The organism is Vibrio sp. RE88 (genome assembly GCF_013113835.1).
Classification (GTDB): domain Bacteria; phylum Pseudomonadota; class Gammaproteobacteria; order Enterobacterales; family Vibrionaceae; genus Vibrio.
Window position 1 is genome coordinate 719,409 of record NZ_VTYQ01000001.1, and the last position, 16,464, is coordinate 735,872.

At 45.7% G+C, this 16,464-nt stretch carries 16 protein-coding genes; 7 read left to right on the top strand and 9 right to left on the bottom strand.

The window, feature by feature from the left end:
• Positions 1 to 28: 28 nt before the first annotated feature.
• Entirely contained in the window at positions 29 to 1,078 is a 1,050-nt protein-coding gene (locus tag F0265_RS03345) for an ArsO family NAD(P)H-dependent flavin-containing monooxygenase (protein ID WP_171747749.1), read from the bottom strand.
• Between the two features lie 159 nt (positions 1,079 to 1,237).
• Positions 1,238 to 1,852, bottom strand: a complete 615-nt coding sequence (locus tag F0265_RS03350; RefSeq protein WP_171747750.1) for a LysE family translocator — start codon at positions 1,850 to 1,852, stop codon at positions 1,238 to 1,240.
• Between the two features lie 249 nt (positions 1,853 to 2,101).
• On the opposite strand from F0265_RS03350, the gene F0265_RS24705 reads away from it, so the two are divergent.
• A complete protein-coding gene (locus F0265_RS24705) occupies positions 2,102 to 2,923 on the top strand; it encodes an AraC family transcriptional regulator (protein WP_006961406.1) in 822 nt (273 codons plus the stop codon).
• Here the strand turns inward: F0265_RS24705 and F0265_RS03360 are convergent.
• On the bottom strand, positions 2,920 to 4,305 hold the full coding sequence (locus F0265_RS03360) for a PLP-dependent aminotransferase family protein (protein WP_171747806.1): 1,386 nt from the start codon (positions 4,303 to 4,305) through the stop codon (positions 2,920 to 2,922). The two genes, F0265_RS24705 and F0265_RS03360, sit on opposite strands and share 4 nt — an antisense overlap.
• Positions 4,306 to 4,406: 101 nt before the next feature.
• Here F0265_RS03360 and F0265_RS03365 point away from each other — a divergent pair, with 101 nt between their 5' ends.
• Complete coding sequence (locus F0265_RS03365) at positions 4,407 to 5,300, top strand: EamA family transporter (RefSeq protein WP_171747751.1); 894 nt, start codon at positions 4,407 to 4,409, stop codon at positions 5,298 to 5,300.
• Positions 5,301 to 5,489: 189 nt separating this feature from the next.
• Complete coding sequence (locus F0265_RS03370; protein WP_171747752.1) at positions 5,490 to 7,085, top strand: BCCT family transporter; 1,596 nt, start codon at positions 5,490 to 5,492, stop codon at positions 7,083 to 7,085.
• 48 nt (positions 7,086 to 7,133) lie between these two features.
• Here the strand turns inward: F0265_RS03370 and F0265_RS03375 are convergent, their stop codons facing one another.
• Complete coding sequence (locus F0265_RS03375) at positions 7,134 to 7,625, bottom strand: Lrp/AsnC family transcriptional regulator (RefSeq protein ID WP_171747753.1); 492 nt, start codon at positions 7,623 to 7,625, stop codon at positions 7,134 to 7,136.
• Between the two features lie 114 nt (positions 7,626 to 7,739).
• On the opposite strand from F0265_RS03375, the gene F0265_RS03380 reads away from it, so the two are divergent.
• The 3 genes from F0265_RS03380 (at position 7,740) to F0265_RS03390 (ending at position 11,197) form a co-directional block, all read left to right on the top strand.
• Entirely contained in the window at positions 7,740 to 8,675 is a 936-nt protein-coding gene (locus F0265_RS03380) for an EamA family transporter (RefSeq protein WP_171747754.1), read from the top strand.
• 391 nt (positions 8,676 to 9,066) lie between these two features.
• Positions 9,067 to 9,492 (top strand): BLUF domain-containing protein, encoded by a 426-nt coding sequence (locus F0265_RS03385; protein WP_171747755.1) that lies wholly within the window; start codon positions 9,067 to 9,069, stop codon positions 9,490 to 9,492.
• A gap of 13 nt (positions 9,493 to 9,505) precedes the next feature.
• Positions 9,506 to 11,197 carry a methyl-accepting chemotaxis protein gene (locus F0265_RS03390; RefSeq protein ID WP_171747756.1) on the top strand — a complete coding sequence of 564 codons (1,692 nt, stop codon included), beginning with the start codon at positions 9,506 to 9,508 and terminating at the stop codon, positions 11,195 to 11,197.
• 54 nt (positions 11,198 to 11,251) lie between these two features.
• On the opposite strand, the gene F0265_RS03395 is transcribed toward F0265_RS03390, so the two are convergent.
• Positions 11,252 to 11,728, bottom strand: a complete 477-nt coding sequence (locus F0265_RS03395; protein WP_171747757.1) for a peptide-methionine (S)-S-oxide reductase — start codon at positions 11,726 to 11,728, stop codon at positions 11,252 to 11,254.
• A gap of 283 nt (positions 11,729 to 12,011) precedes the next feature.
• Between F0265_RS03395 and F0265_RS03400 the strand changes: the two genes are divergently transcribed.
• Complete coding sequence (locus F0265_RS03400) at positions 12,012 to 12,665, top strand: Qnr family pentapeptide repeat protein (protein ID WP_171747758.1); 654 nt, start codon at positions 12,012 to 12,014, stop codon at positions 12,663 to 12,665.
• Positions 12,666 to 12,712: 47 nt separating this feature from the next.
• Here F0265_RS03400 and nrdF read toward each other — a convergent pair whose 3' ends face one another.
• The 4 genes from nrdF to nrdH are packed head-to-tail and all read right to left on the bottom strand — an operon-like array spanning position 12,713 to position 16,447.
• On the bottom strand, positions 12,713 to 13,687 hold the full coding sequence (gene nrdF, locus F0265_RS03405; protein WP_171747759.1) for a class 1b ribonucleoside-diphosphate reductase subunit beta: 975 nt from the start codon (positions 13,685 to 13,687) through the stop codon (positions 12,713 to 12,715).
• Positions 13,688 to 13,702: 15 nt separating this feature from the next.
• Positions 13,703 to 15,835: a class 1b ribonucleoside-diphosphate reductase subunit alpha gene (nrdE, locus tag F0265_RS03410; RefSeq protein WP_171747760.1), complete on the bottom strand. Its 2,133-nt coding sequence runs from the start codon at positions 15,833 to 15,835 to the stop codon at positions 13,703 to 13,705.
• Positions 15,816 to 16,226 (bottom strand): class Ib ribonucleoside-diphosphate reductase assembly flavoprotein NrdI, encoded by a 411-nt coding sequence (gene nrdI / locus F0265_RS03415; protein WP_040121856.1) that lies wholly within the window; start codon positions 16,224 to 16,226, stop codon positions 15,816 to 15,818. The genes nrdE and nrdI overlap by 20 nt, the downstream gene beginning before the upstream one ends.
• Entirely contained in the window at positions 16,223 to 16,447 is a 225-nt protein-coding gene (nrdH, locus tag F0265_RS03420) for a glutaredoxin-like protein NrdH (protein ID WP_171747761.1), read from the bottom strand. Before nrdH ends, nrdI begins: the two co-directional genes overlap by 4 nt.
• Positions 16,448 to 16,464 lie beyond the last annotated feature (17 nt).

Consider the following 16,464-nt stretch of genomic DNA (forward strand, 5'->3'; position numbering starts at 1 on the left):
GGGGCTTTTTCATTACTGAGCCTAGATTCTAGTCTGCAACCAATTCAAAAGATTCAGCTATTTGGCGGGCGGTTTCTCGGGCATGTTTTTGTACGCCGACAATGGTCGCCGAAGCGTAGCCAGACCACTCCCCATAACCAATCAGCCATAGGCCTGAATGCTGAGTTGAGCGAGTGCCTTGAGTCAAACTTTGTAGGTCCGTATTCAGTTGCAAGCCTTTCAGGTGGTTGAGCTGAGTCTTGAAGCCTGTGCACCAGATAATAGCGTCAATCGCAATACGTTTGTTAGCCGTGATAATTTCATGCTCGCTAAAAGATTCTATGTCTTCTTCACGAATCAACACCCCGCGTTCACGTGCTTCTTTGACGGAATCCACCATGACGATTTTGGAGAAGTCATCGGTATTTTCTAACTTTTCGCCCTTCATCGCGGCGTAGTAACGTTTTGTAGAAAGCTCGAATAAGTAACGGCCATCAAGTTCATCATCGAGGTAATCGAGAGGGCGATTGGTAAACCAGTGCGTATTGGCGACTTGAGATACTTCAGCCAATATCTGAGATCCTGAGTTACCGCTGCCTATCACCGCGACGTTCTTACCAGCGAATATCGCATTGTTTTTGTAGTCTGCAGAATGTACCTGCTTACCTGCAAAGCGCTCTAGGCCGGGGAAAGTTGGAATGAATTGGCCTGAAAAGTTACCAGTCGCAGATACAACGGCTTTCGCGAGGAATTCCCCGTTATCTGTTGTGATATGAAAAGTGTCTTCGACTTTAGTGACATCCAGCACTTTCACAGGACGTTCAATACGAAACTGATAACGCTGCTCATATTTGCCGAAATAGTCGATCACTTCATCACGGCTAGGGTAAGCCTCGCGAGTTTTAGGCATCATAAAACCAGAAAGCGAGCTGTACTCCTTTGGTGAAAATAGTCTCAGGCTATCCCATGCATGTAACCAGGCGCCGCCATGTGTTGGGTTCGCATCTAAGATCAGTGGGTCAATACCATTTCTTTTCAAATAGTAAGCGGTCGATAGCCCAGCTTGCCCTGCACCAATAATGATTACTTGCTCGGTCATGTTTACCTTCCCACATCAAAGTGTTGATGAAATCCAAATTTCCAGAATATTCGAAATTTAAAGTTTTGTGGCTGGTTCGTCAATATATTTCGACAAAAACGGAAATTTAGATGTAAGTGATGAAACACAAGCCAGAAGAAGGAGGGGAGTGTGATTCACTTAAAAAGTGTTTATCAACATAAAGATAGCAAGAGCGATGAATAGCAAACCTGTGGCAACCTCGATCCAATGAGTTTTCGCTTTAATAAATTGGGCGGCATAACTGCCAGCAAACGCATAAATAAGGTGTACGGAAAAGGTACATAGTAAAAGAATCGCGGTGAGCTCAACACCAGTTTGCAGGCTATTGGCTTCAGTGTTGATGAAAGCGGGCAGCAGTGCGACAAAGAAGACAATAGTTTTGGGGTTAAACACAGATAATATTACCCCTGAACTGAATACGGCAGTACGGTGAGTGTTTTGCTGAGTATCATCACCTTCACTAGGTTGGGAGCGAAGTAAGCTCACAACACCAAGATAGAATATGTAGCCAGTTCCTATGAATTGAACGGCTTTGAACAGCGACTGTGAACTTAAAATGATGGCTGATAACCCAAGAATCGTAGCTGCGGCAACCAGAGCCATCCCAGTAATAATGCCGCACATAAGAGGAATGGTGCGTTTGGTGCCTTTAATAATCGAAGAGTTGATGACGGCAAGAGTGCCGGGGCCTGGTGTGCCTGCCGCGATTAGGCAAGTCATGATGTAAGCGAGCATGTCAGTGTGTTGAAGCATCTTGGTGTTCCTGTCTCTTTTTCCACTATTTTTCTGTGTTTGATGCTTTCGAGATAGGAAGATATTGGCGTTTTAAGCTCATCTTATTGCTTGATTTTCACTCAAAAATAGAGGGCTTATTATTATTTCTTTAATTATTAAATGGTTAGGTTCAATGTGAATAGAGGATAAATAGGATGAAATTGACTTGAAGCATTTATCAAACTCGATTAGCGTTAGGTGAGTGGCGCGATCAAGGAGGGAGTCTGGGTGAATTCAACGTATTCGCAAATCAAATGCTTTGAAGGCATCGAGAGTGTCTATGCCCACTATAAAGATGAGCATTTTTCTCCCCACGTTCATGAAGGCTATGCCATTGGCATCATTGAACGAGGTGCACAGAAATTCTTCTACAAAGGTGGCAATCACTTGTCTGGTGCTGGCTCTTTAGTGGCAGTAAATGCGGATGCCATCCACACAGGGCAATCAGCCAGTGACAATGGGTGGAGCTATCGTGCCATTTATCCAACCCCAGAAGTGGTGAACAAAGTGTTGGCTGATTACACCGATGGTCGCCACTACAGCCCTTCGTTTCAGACGCCAACAATTGAAAATCCGGCGTTGACGAATCACTTACGCACCTTATTTGAATACTCGGATATTGATGCGCCTGCTCTGGTGCTGGAATCCTTGTTGATCACTTTTCTCTCCAGTCTTGCCCGCGCTTCCGGCTCTAAGTTGCCTGATGGTGAGACGGCCAGTGCAAAGGCTAACATCGAACGAGTGCGTGATTATATTAGAGAATATTCACACCAAAACTTAACCATCGATGAGCTGGCAAATCTGGCTGGCATTAACAAATACACATTATTGAGACAGTTTAAGCAGGCTTATGGCTTGGCGCCTCATCAATACCAGATACAGCTGAGGATTCGCCATGCTCAGACACTTTTGCGTCAAGGTGTAGCACCGTCTATTGTCGCGACAGATTGCGGCTTCTACGATCAAAGCCACTTGTCGGCTCACTTTAAGAAAGCCCTCGGCGTGACGCCTAAGCATTATCTCAATGGCATGCAGATGTGCCGTCGTTAGTCAGAAAGCGTAATCAATAGATCAATAAGCGTATCCAACTCTTCTTTTGCACGTCCTTCAAGTGGGTAGCCTATGTTGATTCTCACACAGTCAGAGTAGAGATCGAGAGTGGTAAAGAGATGCCCGAGGCGGATATCAATTTTGCGAGTTTCGATTTCGTTCTGTAACTGTTTACTGTCCAAACCCGGAGCTTGGATCCAAAGCACCATACCGCCTTGTGGGTTGCTGATTTTTATATGATCGGGCAACTGCGTGGTCAGGTAGTCGAGATAGTCTTTTCTTAGTGAAAGTAGCTTTTGCTTTCTGCGTCTGAGTTGCTTAGCGTACTGGCCGGAATCAATGAAGTCAGCCACGGCCAACTGAACCGGAGTCGATACTCCATAGCAGCTGGCTCCAAACTGACCTTGATAGGCTGACTGGTAACGCCCGGGTAAGCACCAGCCCAATCGATAACCCGGCGACAGACTCTTTGAAACTGAGCCGCACCAGAGAATATAGCCGGCTTGATCGTAATATTTAGCGGGCAGAGGCGTATGGTCAGAGTAGGAGAGCTCTAGGTAAACGTCGTCTTCAATCACAGGAATCTGGTATTGATTTGCCAGTTGCGCCAGCGTTTGTTTTTGCTGAGCAGACATGCTGATCCCCTGTGGGTTCATATGAGAAGTACAGAAAATGCCCGCTTTGACATTGCCTTGCTGAAAGTGTGTTTCCAGCTGTGCTAAATCGATGCCGTCGTCTAAAGAGGGAATCTCGACAATTTTTCGCGCCATCTGACCAAGTAATTCGATGATGCCGTTAAAGCATGGTGAGCTGATCGCGATGGCGTCACCTTGCTCGGTGCAGGACTCTATCGCCGCTTTTATTGCTGACATACAACCTGCTGTGACGACAAGATCACTAGCAGAAAAGTGCACGCCTACTTTAGAAAAGTGAGTCGATAATGCCTGACGCAGCAGAGGCTCTCCCTGAACATCAGGATAGTGGTTGAGTCGGTCGCCCATTCGACGCAAAGCTCGGCGAAAACTGCGTTCGAGCTCTGTTACGGCTTGTTCATCATTAGCGGTACTGGAAACACCTAATGGGCCTCGCAGTGCAGAATGTACGGAATTGAAGTTGCGGACTGTTGATACGGTGCTGACAAACTGTTTGAGCTCGGGTGTCTGATGGGAGTGCTGGCGAGGTGCGACGAAGTAACCCGCTTGAGGGCGTGACTGGATCCAGCCTTGTGATTCCAGCTCTTGATAGCAACTAACGGCGGTCGACATACTGACAGAGTGCTGCTGTGAGAGTTGACGCAAAGAGGGCATTTTGTCCCCTTCACACAGCTTAGCGTGTTGAATATCTTCAATGAATTGATTGGCTAACTGCTTATAAATACTCATCATCATGACAACTGTACTGGTTTTTATTTAAAAAATTGTATCTGTATCCCTTTTTGCTCGCAAGCGATACTCGCATTCACAGAATGAATGGAGGGATAACAATGAAAAAAAATGACCTATTACTGGCCGTATTTGTCATGGCTATTTGGGGATTTAACTTCTCAATGATCAAGATGGGGATCACTAACGTGCACCCACTGGTTGCGACGGCTGCCCGTTTCGCACTGGCGGTGATCCCGGCGATCTTTTTCATCGCCAGACCGAATGTGGCTTGGCGCTATTTAGTCAGCTACGGGTTAGTGTTTGGCGTCGGGATTTGGGGGATGGCGTCCTGGTCGATTACTGCGGGTTTGTCTTCCGGAATGTCTTCGGTTTTGCTGTCGAGCAATGTCGTGATAGGCATGGCGGTCGGGCTTTTTATCTTTAAAGAAAAGTCGTCACCACGAAAATTAATAGGGGCTTTATTAGCGATGGTCGCATTATTGGTATTGGTGTCCTCAACCAATGGCAATATTACAGCTTCAGGCCTGATGTTGATTATGATTGCCGCAATCAGTTGGACCTTAATGGGGGTCATCGTTAAAGCTTCCAAAACCAAACAAGCTTTTGCATTTAATGTATGGGGAATGTTGTTTGCGCCTGTACCGTTAATGTTGTTCGCGACGGCGCTGCATGGTGAACAAATCCTTTGGCAAGCATATGAAAACTGGGATATGAACACGACAATTGCGGTGGTTTTTCAGGCTTATCCAACCACCTTGTTTGGTTATTGGGTGTGGAATCGAACGCTGATTAAGTACCCGTTAAGCACCGCAGCACCTTTGACTTTGCTTGTTCCAGTATTCGCTTTAGTTAGCGGCTATTTTATGTATGACGAAGTGCTTTCTGTGCCACAAATCATCGCGAGTGCCTTGTTTTTAGTCGGAATCGGTTTGATTGTCAGACCTCAATCACAGCCTCGTTTGGCTGTGGGTAAATGTGCTAAGTCTCTGTGATAGAAGCGCTTTGATGATAGAGTAGACTGTTTTTCTGTTTGGGCTGTTCCCATCAGTACGGATTAACAGTCTACTTCTATTGATGCCTGTGTTAGCATTTGCGTGATATACCTCACAAATAAATGATACAAGCGTGAGGGCGATACATGCTGTTTGTTTGCATTCAGCCTCAATATAAGTGAATTTTACATGTCTAATATGACTCAGGCAGTCAACCGAGCGGAAACCTGCTCTACTGATTGCACTGAACGTCCTGCCTCTTCTCACTCACTCGACTTTATTCAAAAACTTCAACTTAACAACCCGGTTTTCTGGCTGAGTGGAAGCTTTCTGATTGGCTTCGTGATACTGGCAATGCTTGATACGTCTTTGCTGACAGCGCTGGTGAGTGGTGGCTTTTCTTACGCTATTGAGTACTTTGGTGCTTATTGGCAAGTATTGTTATTGCTGAATTTTGTGATTGGCCTTTATCTGGCTATATCGCGGACGGGGTGTGTACGTTTAGGTGGCTTAGCGACTCCGGATCTTGAAAACTTTAAATGGTTGTCCATCATTCTTTGTACTCTGCTTGCGGGTGGTGGTGTATTTTGGGCGGCTGCCGAACCGATTGCACATTTTGTCACTGCTCCTCCTTTTTTCGGTCAAGCATCACCTAAATCCGCTGCACTCAATGCATTGTCACAATCGTTTATGCATTGGGGGTTCCTAGCGTGGGCAATACTGGGCTGCTTATCATCCGTGGTACTGATGCATCTCCACTATGACAAAGGTTTGCCTTTAAAACCTCGTACTCTGGTTTATCCGATATTTGGTGATAAAGCCATTCACGGTTGGATCGGCGATTTGGTTGATGCGTGTTGTATCATCGCTGTCGCAGCGGGCACAATTGGGCCGATTGGATTCTTAGGCCTGCAAATTAGCTACGCGTTAAATGCGCTGTTTGCCATTCCGGATACTTTTGTTACCCAAACAACGGTCGTCCTGTTGGCGATGGTCACCTATACCTTATCCGCATTGAGCGGGGTCAGTAAGGGCATTCAAATCATCAGTCGTTATAACATCATCCTATCAGCGTTTTTGATCGGTTTTATTCTGGTGTTTGGTCCTACGAGCTTTATTGTCGATGGTTACCTTCAGGGGATAGGTCGCTTGGTTGATAACTTTGTCCCAATGGCATTGTATCGCGGTGATACGGGGTGGCTTAGCTGGTGGACGGTATTCTTCTGGGGATGGTTTATCGGTTATGGCCCGATGATGGCGATTTTTATCGCGAGAATTTCGCGAGGTAGAACAATCCGACAATTGATTCTGTCGATCAGCGTCGCGGCGCCTTTGATTACTTGCTTCTGGTTTAGCATCGTCGGAGGCAGTGGACTCGCGTTTGAGCTTAGCCATCCGGGCTCTATATCAACCGCTTTTGAAGGCTTCAACCTGCCGGCTGTCCTTCTTGCGATTACCAGCCAGTTGCCTTATCCAACGGTTATCGCTGTTCTATTTCTGATCCTGACGACTACTTTTATTGTCACCACGGGCGATTCGATGACTTATACCATTAGCTCAGTGATTAGTGGGGAAGAAAACCCCAATACAGTAATGCGCAGTTTCTGGGGCGTAATGATGAGTGTGGTCGCGATTGCGCTTATCGCACTAGGTGATGGTGGTATTTCCTCTTTGCAGTCGTTTATTGTTATTACCGCAGTGCCAGTATCCTTTGTCCTGTTACCTGCGTTATGGCAGGGGCCAAAAGTGGCGCATAAAATGGCGGTAGAGCAAGGTTTGGCATAATTTCTAATGCCAGATAAGAGACCGAGCCAGTTTTACAGGCTCGGTTTTTTATTGCTCGTTTTGTCGGCGTGAATACTGATAAGGCACATTACGTCGTTTTACGGGGGTTGATTTCACAATGGAGGTATTGGTTTCAGCCAGAGAGGACACTTTGTCTAGGATTTCATCCAATTGCTCCATAGTGCCGAAGCGCATCCGAGCATAGAAACAGTCTTCGCCAGTGACCTTATCGCACTCAATAAACTCTGGCGTTTCAATGATCATGGCTTCCAACTGTTTTATCTTTCCCGGAAGTTGACGCATACGCACGATGGCTTCAAGTGGAAAGCCCAGATTTTCTGGCGCGAGTTGAACCCGATAGCCTGAAATGACGCCAAACTCTTCCATTCGTTTGAGTCGCTCGTTAACACTTGGAGAGGACATTTTCACTTCTCGGGCTAATTCAGCGACTGGCATACGCGCGTTATCATTCAGTAGGTCGAGCAGCTGGCTATCGATAGCATCCAGCGTCCAATCTTCGTTTTTAAGGTGCTTACGCATATTTGTCTTCCTTTTTTAAGTCTCACTGAAAAATGAGCTTCATTTGGTCATGCCTTTGCCAGCGAATACTTCTTAATCTATGCGTATTACTTAATAGATTCAAGAGGATGAATTATGTATAGCAATGACACGGAAAAAGGCACAATCAAGATGGTTGCAGCCATGGTTTTGTCAGGAACCATAGGCTTGTTTGTGATTGAATCTGGTCAGTCGTTCTGGAATGTTGTGTTCTTTCGTTGTTTGATTGGAGGCCTGTTTTTGGCTGGTTACATTCGGTGGCATTATGGTCAGTTTCCCCAAGATCTGAACCGAAAAGTATTTGGGCTTATCGTGGTAGGAGGGCTCACCCTAGTAGGCAACTGGGTACTACTGTTTGCTTCCTTTGACTACATTCCTTTCTCTATTGCAACCATTGCTTATCATATGCAGCCGATTATGCTGGTTATGGCTGGGGCACTGTTAGCAAGGCAATGGCCAGGCGTGGATTTGTTACTTTGGCTAGTGGTGGCGGTCATCGGTTTGGGCTTAGTGACTGACGTGAATATCACGCAACTGACTCACTTGTTAGACGGTCAAGAAGAAGGAAGCCAGCAAGCACTGTTGGGTTTGTTGTTGGCGTTAGGGGCGGCACTGCTTTATACCGTGACAGCGTTACTCACGAAGCAAGTTAGCCAAATCCCCCCTAGTGTGATTGCATTTATTCAGGTTAGTGTCGGCGTGGTCTTCCTGCTGCCTATGGTGGACTGGGCGGCGTTGCCCCAGATATCTTCGCAATGGAGCTCTCTGATCATTTTGGGGGTAGTTAACACCGGCTTTATGTATGTCATCATGTATGACGCATTTCAGAAGCTCAGCACTCATCTCATTGCGATTTTGTCTTTTGTTTATCCTGTGACTGCTTTGGTGGTGGACTACTTGGCTTTTGGCAATACGGTTAATTTGTGGCAAGGCGTTGGCGTCATTGCGATCTTACTGGCTGTGTGCGCGGTCAAATTTAATTGGCGGGTCAGTGTGCTCCTGCCAACGGTTAAACGTCATCAAAAAGTCTAACCAATTAATTTCCATATAAAATGTAGGTCTTTGGGGCGTGAGAGCTACATTGCAATTGCATATTGCGACTTTGATCGCAATATGCAAATTATCATATGCACTTAATGGCTATTATCACGCAATTTCACTCAAATATCCTGTTTGTTCACGGTTTCTTATCTGGCACGTAAATTGTAAAGGTTTTGTTAATGCTTGGTTACCTATTAAGTGGTAAGGTGTTGGTTGACAACTGATTTGTCGGATGATTTTGGCAGCCCAGTTGGTCTATATGACGCAAACGATATCGTTACCAGACGTCTTGATGGAGATGAATCAGTTCTGATCAATATGTGGCTTGAATCATAAGAAAGTGAAAAAGTGATTTAAGACTCAAGAGTGAAGGGAGCCATAAATGGATATGATTGAACTCGTGTATGTCAGTAAAGCGGTTCAACGGCTTAAGCAAGAGCAACTTGAAGAAATTTTGTCGAAAGCACGGAAGAATAATACTGAAAGTGATATTACCGGGCTATTGCTCTACGACGGTTATGGTACCTTTATACAGGTACTTGAAGGGCCTGAAGATGCCGTTGAAACGTTATTCGAAAAAATCAAGGTCGACACCCGCCACACTCACATTAACCGAATAGGTCTACATTTCATTCATGCTCGCAGCTTTCCTGATTGGCAAATGGGCTTCAAAATACTCGACGAAGATTCTGCATCGACCTTGACCGGGTACAGTGATTTTTTACAGAGCAAACGCAATCTTGACTACTTGTTGGAACACAAGAGTTTTGCAATGCGAATGATCAAGCATTTCGTTAAAAAGGATTGAAGGGAGAACAGGTATGTTATCTAGATTAACCATTGCTCAAAAGGTTTACTTACTCGGGTTTTCCCAATTGCTTGCCATGTTAATTATGGGCGGCTTTGCGCTTTATCAAATGAACAAGATTGGTAACGAGTTGATCGATATTGCGGAAGAGGACATTCCCTTAACTAAGATGTTGACCATTGTAACGGAGCATCAACTCGAACAGGCAATATTGTTTGAGCGTGCTTTGATTAAAGCGATTCGGGTCGAACAGGGTTTAGCACAAAGAGCGGTCTTCGAAGAAGCGAAGAAAAAGGTTCATGACCTGACGGTTAAAACCGAAAAAGAACTCTATGACGTTGAAGAATTTATAGAGAACGCGATTCCGTTGCTCCACTCTGTCGAGGCAAAAGAAAAATTTAAGAAGCTGCTTGATAAGCTGAAAGTTGTCGAGAAATCTTACAGCACGCTGGTTGGTGAAGTGGACAAAACCATGGACTACGGTAGCAATGGTGAAATCGAAGAGATGCTTGAGTTTTCCAAGAAAGTGGAAGCCCATGAAGATGAAATCGACAAAGCATTGATTGCTATCCTGAATGAAGTGCAAAACTTTACGCTCGCTAGCGCGTTGCAAGCAGAAGAAGATGAAAAGTACGCCATAAAATGGATGACAGTCATTGCTGTTGTGTCTATCTTACTCGGTATCGTAATGCCATTTCTGGTGACTCGCGCTATTCGTTCACCAATTCTTACTCTGATAGAGCGATTGAAACAGGTTTCTTATGGTGATGGCGACCTGACTGTTCGTCTCGATGACTCTTCACGCGATGAAACGGGTACTGTTGCTAGTGCATTCAACAAATTTTTGAGCGTGCTGGTCGGAACGATTTCTCAGATAAATGGGCAGGCTCGAGAATTAGGTGAGTCTTCGGAGGTCGCTGTAACAGCGATGCAACGTACATTGCAGAATGTTGAAAAACAGCGCTGTGATATTGAACAAGTCGCGACTGCGATTAATCAAATGAATGCGACGACACAAGAAGTGGCGAACAGCACGGCGAATGCTTCTTCGGTGACGGACGAAGTGAAAAAGCATGTAATGGAAGGCCAGAAAGAAGCAGTTGCAACGCAAGAAGTGATTCAAGAGCTGGCCAATGAAGTGACAACGTCTTCTGGTGTGATTGAGAATCTGGTCTCTGAAACCAACAATATTGGTCAGGTTTTGGAATCTATCCAAGGCATCGCCGAGCAAACGAATCTGTTAGCACTTAACGCAGCGATTGAAGCCGCTCGCGCAGGTGACACTGGGCGTGGCTTTGCGGTTGTTGCTGATGAGGTTCGCTCACTCGCTCAGCGTACCCAAGAAGCTACGGTAGATATTCAGCAGTTAGTTGACAGGTTGCAGTCTGAAGCTAGAAATGCGGTAACCAGTATGAAGAAAGGGACTGACACAGCTAAGCTATGTTTGGAGAAAAGTTCGGAATCTGCCAATACTTTCTCTATGGCTGCTGAATCCGTGAATGAAATTGCTGGACTGAATCTGCAAATTGCGGCTGCCGCGGAGGAGCAATCGACGGTAGCGCAGGACTTGGACAACAACCTGACGAGTATCAAGACGCTTGCAGAGGAGACGGCGGAAGAAACCAAGAATACTGCGGTTGCAAGTGAAACCATAGCTAAGAACGTGATTGATTTGCACAAAAACCTTAACAAGTTCCAAGTGTAAGCGTTATTTGGATAGACTAATGACAAGGCCAGAGCAATGCTCTGGCCTTTTTACTTATTGATTCTTGTACTTATGCAGCAAATCGACAGGAATGTGGCAGTAATCGTCTGGATGGAGTGTTAGGCGATCCTGATGTTCTTGATCACTTTTGACATAATTGGTCAGCGGCAGTATCTCCACGACAATACGGTCACGATCTGAACGAGACTGAATAAAACCTTTCGCCTGAGTTAAATGCTCCAGGTTTTGGCTGTATACGCCAGTGCGATATTTTTTGCCGATATCTTCGCCTTGTTTGTTGAGGCTGTAGGGATCGATAATTTCAAAGAAGAAATCCATCAGCTCCAGAACTGACACTTTTTCAGGATCAAATTGAGTGCGGACACATTCCGCGTAGCCATCATATTCTCCTTTGGTATCCTGATTCGTACCATTGGCTCTCCCGGCTTCAGTTACCATTACCCCGGGCAGATGTTTCATAAACTCCTGTACACCCCACAAGCAGCCTCCGGCAAAATAGATTTCTTCCATTACATGATCTCTTAAGATTAACTGCCACGTATTAGAGCAAAACTGCTCCAATAGCTCTACGCCTTTTTGCTTTTTATAACGGTCATCTGAACAGTGATTTAAAGCTTTAAACTTTTTTCTTGATACGCGCCTTCGAATTTCAAAGTAGAATGCTCTTAAACTGCCATTTTGATGCCTTAAATTGGCGATTTTGGGGTGTTTTAAGTGCTTGATGTTTAAGCTTTTATTTTTGTGGAAAAACAAAGGGTTAGAGTGCTAGTCTTGCGCCAACTAAGGAGAACACATGTCTATAAAAGATCAGACGTATCATCAGCAAGACTTCTCTCATCAGGACTTACAGCAGCAGGTGTATGAGGGTTGTCAGTTCATTAAATGCAGCTTTGACCGAGCGGATTTACGTGATGCAAAGTTTATCAACTGCAAATTCATTGAAGCACAAGCGCTGGAAGGGTGCAGCTTCCAATATGCCAACCTCAAGGACACCAGCTTCGAAAACTGCATGTTAGCTATGAGTCAGTTTGTCGGTGCCGAGTGTTTTGGCATTGAATTTAGAAAGTGCGATTTAAAAGGGGCGAACTTTCAGCGAACCAACTTTGTTAACCGCATCAGTCATACGGCTTACTTTTGTTCGGCATACATAACCGGCTGTAACCTGAGTTACGCCAACTTTGAGCGCGCATTGCTAGAAAAGTGCGAGTTGTTTGAAAATCGTTGGAGTGGTGCCAACCTGTTTGGAGCCAGTCTGCTGGGTGCGGATTTGTCGCGTGGTGAATTTAGTAAAGAGCAATGGGGTACATTCAACCTAGAAGGAGCGGACTTAACTCACGTTGATCTGGAAGGATTAGATATGCGCCGAGTCTCACTCAATGGCGTGAAGATCTGTGATTGGCAGCAAGAGCAGCTACTGTCGAAGTTTGGTTTGATTGTGATTGGTTAGTAGTAAGCTCAAATAGGGAGCACGAGTCTGTGCTCCCAGCGTTCAGTCTAAAAGTCCCAGTCTTCATCTTCGGTTGCGACGGCTTTACCAATCACATATGAAGACCCAGAACCCGAGAAGAAATCATGGTTTTCGTCGGCATTCGGTGATAACGCAGCCATAATAGCAGGGTTAACCTGACACAACTCATCTGGAAACAGAGGCTCAAAACCAAGGTTCATCAGCGCTTTGTTGGCATTGTAATGCAGGAAGTGTTTTACATCTTCTGTCAGCCCCACATCATCATACAGTGACTCTGTGTACTGGCTTTCTATTTCATACAAAGAGAACATGAGTGAAAAGGCTTCATCCTTCACTCGTGCTTGCTCTTGTGTATTCAGTTCGTTGAACGCCTGCTGAAATTTGTAGCCGATGTAATACCCATGAATGGCTTCGTCACGGATGATGAGGCGAATCAAGTCAGCAGTATTGGTTAGCTTGGCTCGGCTAGACCAGTGCATGGGCAAGTAAAACCCTGAATAAAACAAAAAGCTTTCAAGGAATACGCTGGCGACTTTCTTTTTCAGTGGATCTTCATCAGCTTTGTAATCATCAAGGACGAGGCGCGCCTTACGCTGCAGCAATTCATTCTCTTCTGCCCAGCGAAATGCCTCATCAATTTGTGGGGTAGTACATAAAGTGGAGAACACGGAAGAATAGCTGCGTGCATGTACCGCTTCCATAAAGGCGATGTTGGTTAACACGGCCTCTTCATGTTGAGTTCTGGCATCCGCCATTAAAGTGGGAGCACCGACCGTATTTTGGATCGTATCGAGCAATGTCAGGCCAGTAAACACACGTATAGTCAGTGTCTGCTCTGCTTCCGTCAATTGCTTCCAAGTTTGAATATCATTGGATAGTGGTACTTTCTCAGGTAACCAGAAGTTGACAGTGAGGCGGTTCCAGATTTCCAAATCCTTGTCATCTTCCATCCGGTTCCAGTTTATCGCTCTGACAGGTGCAGTTTGGGTGGTGGTGGTCATAATTTGTTTTCCTTATCAAAGCGTGCATGAAACACAGCCATCGACTTGTGTGCCTTCGAGTGCTTTTTGTCTCATGCGGATGTAATACAAGGTTTTAATTTTCTTCTTCCAAGCGTAAATCTGCGCTCTATTGATATCTCGTGTCGTGACGTTGTCGTTGAAGAACAGCGTCAGTGACAGTCCTTGGTCCACATGTTGAGTCGCCGCGGCATAGACATCGATAATCGCCTCCGGGCCTATTTCATAAGCATCGCGGTAGTATTCGAGATTGTTGTTGTCCAGATAGGGGGCTGGGAAGTAAACACGGCCAATCTTGCCTTCTTTGCGGATCTCAACTTTTGCGGTTACCGGATGGATAGAAGCAGTGGCGTCGTTGATGTAGCTGATCGAACCGGTTGGAGGGATAGCCTGCAGGTTTCGGTTGTAGAGACCATGCTCCATGACCTGCTGTTTTAGTGTGGCCCAATCGTCTTTGGTTGGGGGTCTGACATCCAATCGTTCTAGCAACTGAGTGACTTTTTCTGTGGTAGGCAGAAAGTCCTGTTCCAGATATTTATTGAAGAATGCGCCGGAGGCGTAGGTAGACTGCTCGAATCCGTTAAACACGCTTTGCTTCTCTTTTGCCAGCTTGTTGGAAGCCGCGACACAATGGAAAAGAATGCTGGCAAAATAAACATTCGTAAAATCGATCGCTTCTTCACTGTCGTAATGGATTCGTTCTCGAGCAAGGAAGCCATGTAGATTCATTTGCCCGAGACCGATAGCGTGGCTTTCATCGTTTCCCTTGCGAATGGAAGGAACGCTGTCAATTGCACTCATTTCAGAAACGGCATTTAAAGCGCGTATCGCGATGTCTACGGTGTGGTTAAGGTGCCCGCCATCCAATGCTTTAGCGATATTTATTGAGCCAAGGTTACAAGAAATATCGCGGCCCAGTTTGGAGTAGCTTAGGTCATCATTAAACTCCGAGGCATCGCTAACCTGAAGGATCTCAGAACATAAGTTGGACATGTTAATACGACCTTCAATCGGGTTAGATTGATTGACCGTATCTTCAAACATGATGTACGGATAACCGGATTCAAACTGAATCTCAGCCAGCGTCTGGAACAAGTGGCGAGCGCTGATTTTACTCTTACGAATGCGCGAATCATCGACCATCTCATGGTACTTTTCTGTCACGCTGATCTCAGAGAAAGGTTTGTTATAAACCCGTTCTGCATCATGGGGTGAGAAGAGATACATATCTTTGTTTTGCTTAGCCAATTCCAGAGTGATGTCCGGAATCACGACGCCAAGACTGAGTGTCTTAATACGTATCTTCTCGTCGGCATTCTCTCGCTTAGTATCGAGAAACTGCATGATGTCTGGATGATGAACGTTCAGATAGACCGCGCCAGCGCCTTGACGAGCACCAAGTTGGTTAGCGTAAGAGAAGCTGTCCTCAAGGAGCTTCATGACAGGGACAACACCAGAACTTTGGTTAAGGATGCCTTTAATTGGCGCGCCTTGTTCTCGTAAGTTGCTTAATAGCAAAGCAACGCCACCACCACGACGGGAAAGCTGTAGCGAGGAGTTAATCGCTCGGCCAATACTTTCCATATTGTCTTCAATTCGCAGCAAAAAGCAGGAAATAAGCTCACCACGACTTTGTTTACCGGAGTTGATAAAGGTTGGAGTCGCGGGCTGGAATCTTTGGTGAATGATTTCGTGCATCAAATCAGTGGCAAAATGTTCATCACCGCGTGCCAGTGTTAGTGCCGTCATCACAACCCGATCTTCAAATCGTTCGAGATAACGCTGCCCGTCGCGCGTTTTTAAAGCGTAAGAGGTGAAAAACTTATACGCACCCAAGAAGGTTCTGAAACGGAATTTCACCTGATAGGCAAGATCCCAGATTTTATGGACGAATTCCTTGCTGTATTGAGTCAGAACATCGGCCTCGTAATAGCCTTCGTTGACTAAATAATCGAGTTTTTCAGACAGGTTATGGAAAAACACGGTGTTTTGATTGACGTGTTGTAAGAAGAACTGCCGGGCAGCCTGTCTGTCTGATTCAAACTGGATGTTACCTTGCTCATCAAGCAGGTTGAGCATGGCGTTGAGTGCATGATAATCGAGTGATTCGTTAGTGAATTGATTGTCCATGATGTTTCCAAAATTGTTCTAATCCCTGACGCACGGCATCGACGTCGCTTTGTGTTCCCGACAGTTCAAACCGATACAGAACGGGAACCTGACATTTGTTAGCGATGACGGAGCCTGCATGTGCGAACAGTTCTCCAAAGTTACGATTACCTGAGGCGATCACTCCTTTGAGGAGTGCGCGAGTTTGCGGCTGGTTGAGCGCTTTTATCACCGATTTTGGCACCGCACCTTTGCCGTGACCGTCTGCGTATGTCGGGCAGATCAGTACGAAAGGTTGGGAGATCTCCGGTAACGCTTGCTCTGCGTCTATTGGCAGGCGTATAGCAGGTAACGATAACTGTTCAATAAAACGTTGTGTGTTACCCGAAGCGCTGGAGTAGTAAACGATCATTGTGAAATCTGGCTGATCATATCCGGGCGGAATCCAGACCAGTGACGCGACCCAGCGACGACAACCGGAGCCTGTCGATAACCGAGAGACTGCACCTTATTCATGGCTGACGAGTCGAGGGTCAAATCGACCACTTTGTGGGCAATACCTTTGGTCTCAAGCGCTTTAACCGTTGCGGTGCACTGCACACATTGAGGCTTAGAGTACACAATTATGTCCATAACTTGTTCCTTAAACT

Bases quoted from the DNA above. Each gene is read 5' to 3' on its own strand.
- F0265_RS03385 (WP_171747755.1), top strand. From the start codon at position 9,067: ATGGATATGATTGAACTCGTGTATGTCAGTAAAGCGGTTCAACGGCTT.
- F0265_RS03350 (WP_171747750.1), bottom strand. From the start codon at position 1,852: ATGCTTCAACACACTGACATGCTCGCTTACATCATGACTTGCCTAATC.
- nrdE (WP_171747760.1), bottom strand. From the start codon at position 15,835: ATGGACAATCAATTCACTAACGAATCACTCGATTATCATGCACTCAAC.
- F0265_RS03380 (WP_171747754.1), top strand. From the start codon at position 7,740: ATGTATAGCAATGACACGGAAAAAGGCACAATCAAGATGGTTGCAGCC.
- F0265_RS03345 (WP_171747749.1), bottom strand. From the start codon at position 1,078: ATGACCGAGCAAGTAATCATTATTGGTGCAGGGCAAGCTGGGCTATCG.
- nrdH (WP_171747761.1), bottom strand. From the start codon at position 16,447: ATGGACATAATTGTGTACTCTAAGCCTCAATGTGTGCAGTGCACCGCA.
- F0265_RS03395 (WP_171747757.1), bottom strand. From the start codon at position 11,728: ATGGAAGAAATCTATTTTGCCGGAGGCTGCTTGTGGGGTGTACAGGAG.
- nrdI (WP_040121856.1), bottom strand. From the start codon at position 16,226: ATGATCGTTTACTACTCCAGCGCTTCGGGTAACACACAACGTTTTATT.
- F0265_RS03365 (WP_171747751.1), top strand. From the start codon at position 4,407: ATGAAAAAAAATGACCTATTACTGGCCGTATTTGTCATGGCTATTTGG.
- F0265_RS03400 (WP_171747758.1), top strand. From the start codon at position 12,012: ATGTCTATAAAAGATCAGACGTATCATCAGCAAGACTTCTCTCATCAG.
- F0265_RS03370 (WP_171747752.1), top strand. From the start codon at position 5,490: ATGTCTAATATGACTCAGGCAGTCAACCGAGCGGAAACCTGCTCTACT.
- F0265_RS03390 (WP_171747756.1), top strand. From the start codon at position 9,506: ATGTTATCTAGATTAACCATTGCTCAAAAGGTTTACTTACTCGGGTTT.
- F0265_RS03360 (WP_171747806.1), bottom strand. From the start codon at position 4,305: ATGAGTATTTATAAGCAGTTAGCCAATCAATTCATTGAAGATATTCAA.
- F0265_RS03375 (WP_171747753.1), bottom strand. From the start codon at position 7,625: ATGCGTAAGCACCTTAAAAACGAAGATTGGACGCTGGATGCTATCGAT.
- nrdF (WP_171747759.1), bottom strand. From the start codon at position 13,687: ATGACCACCACCACCCAAACTGCACCTGTCAGAGCGATAAACTGGAAC.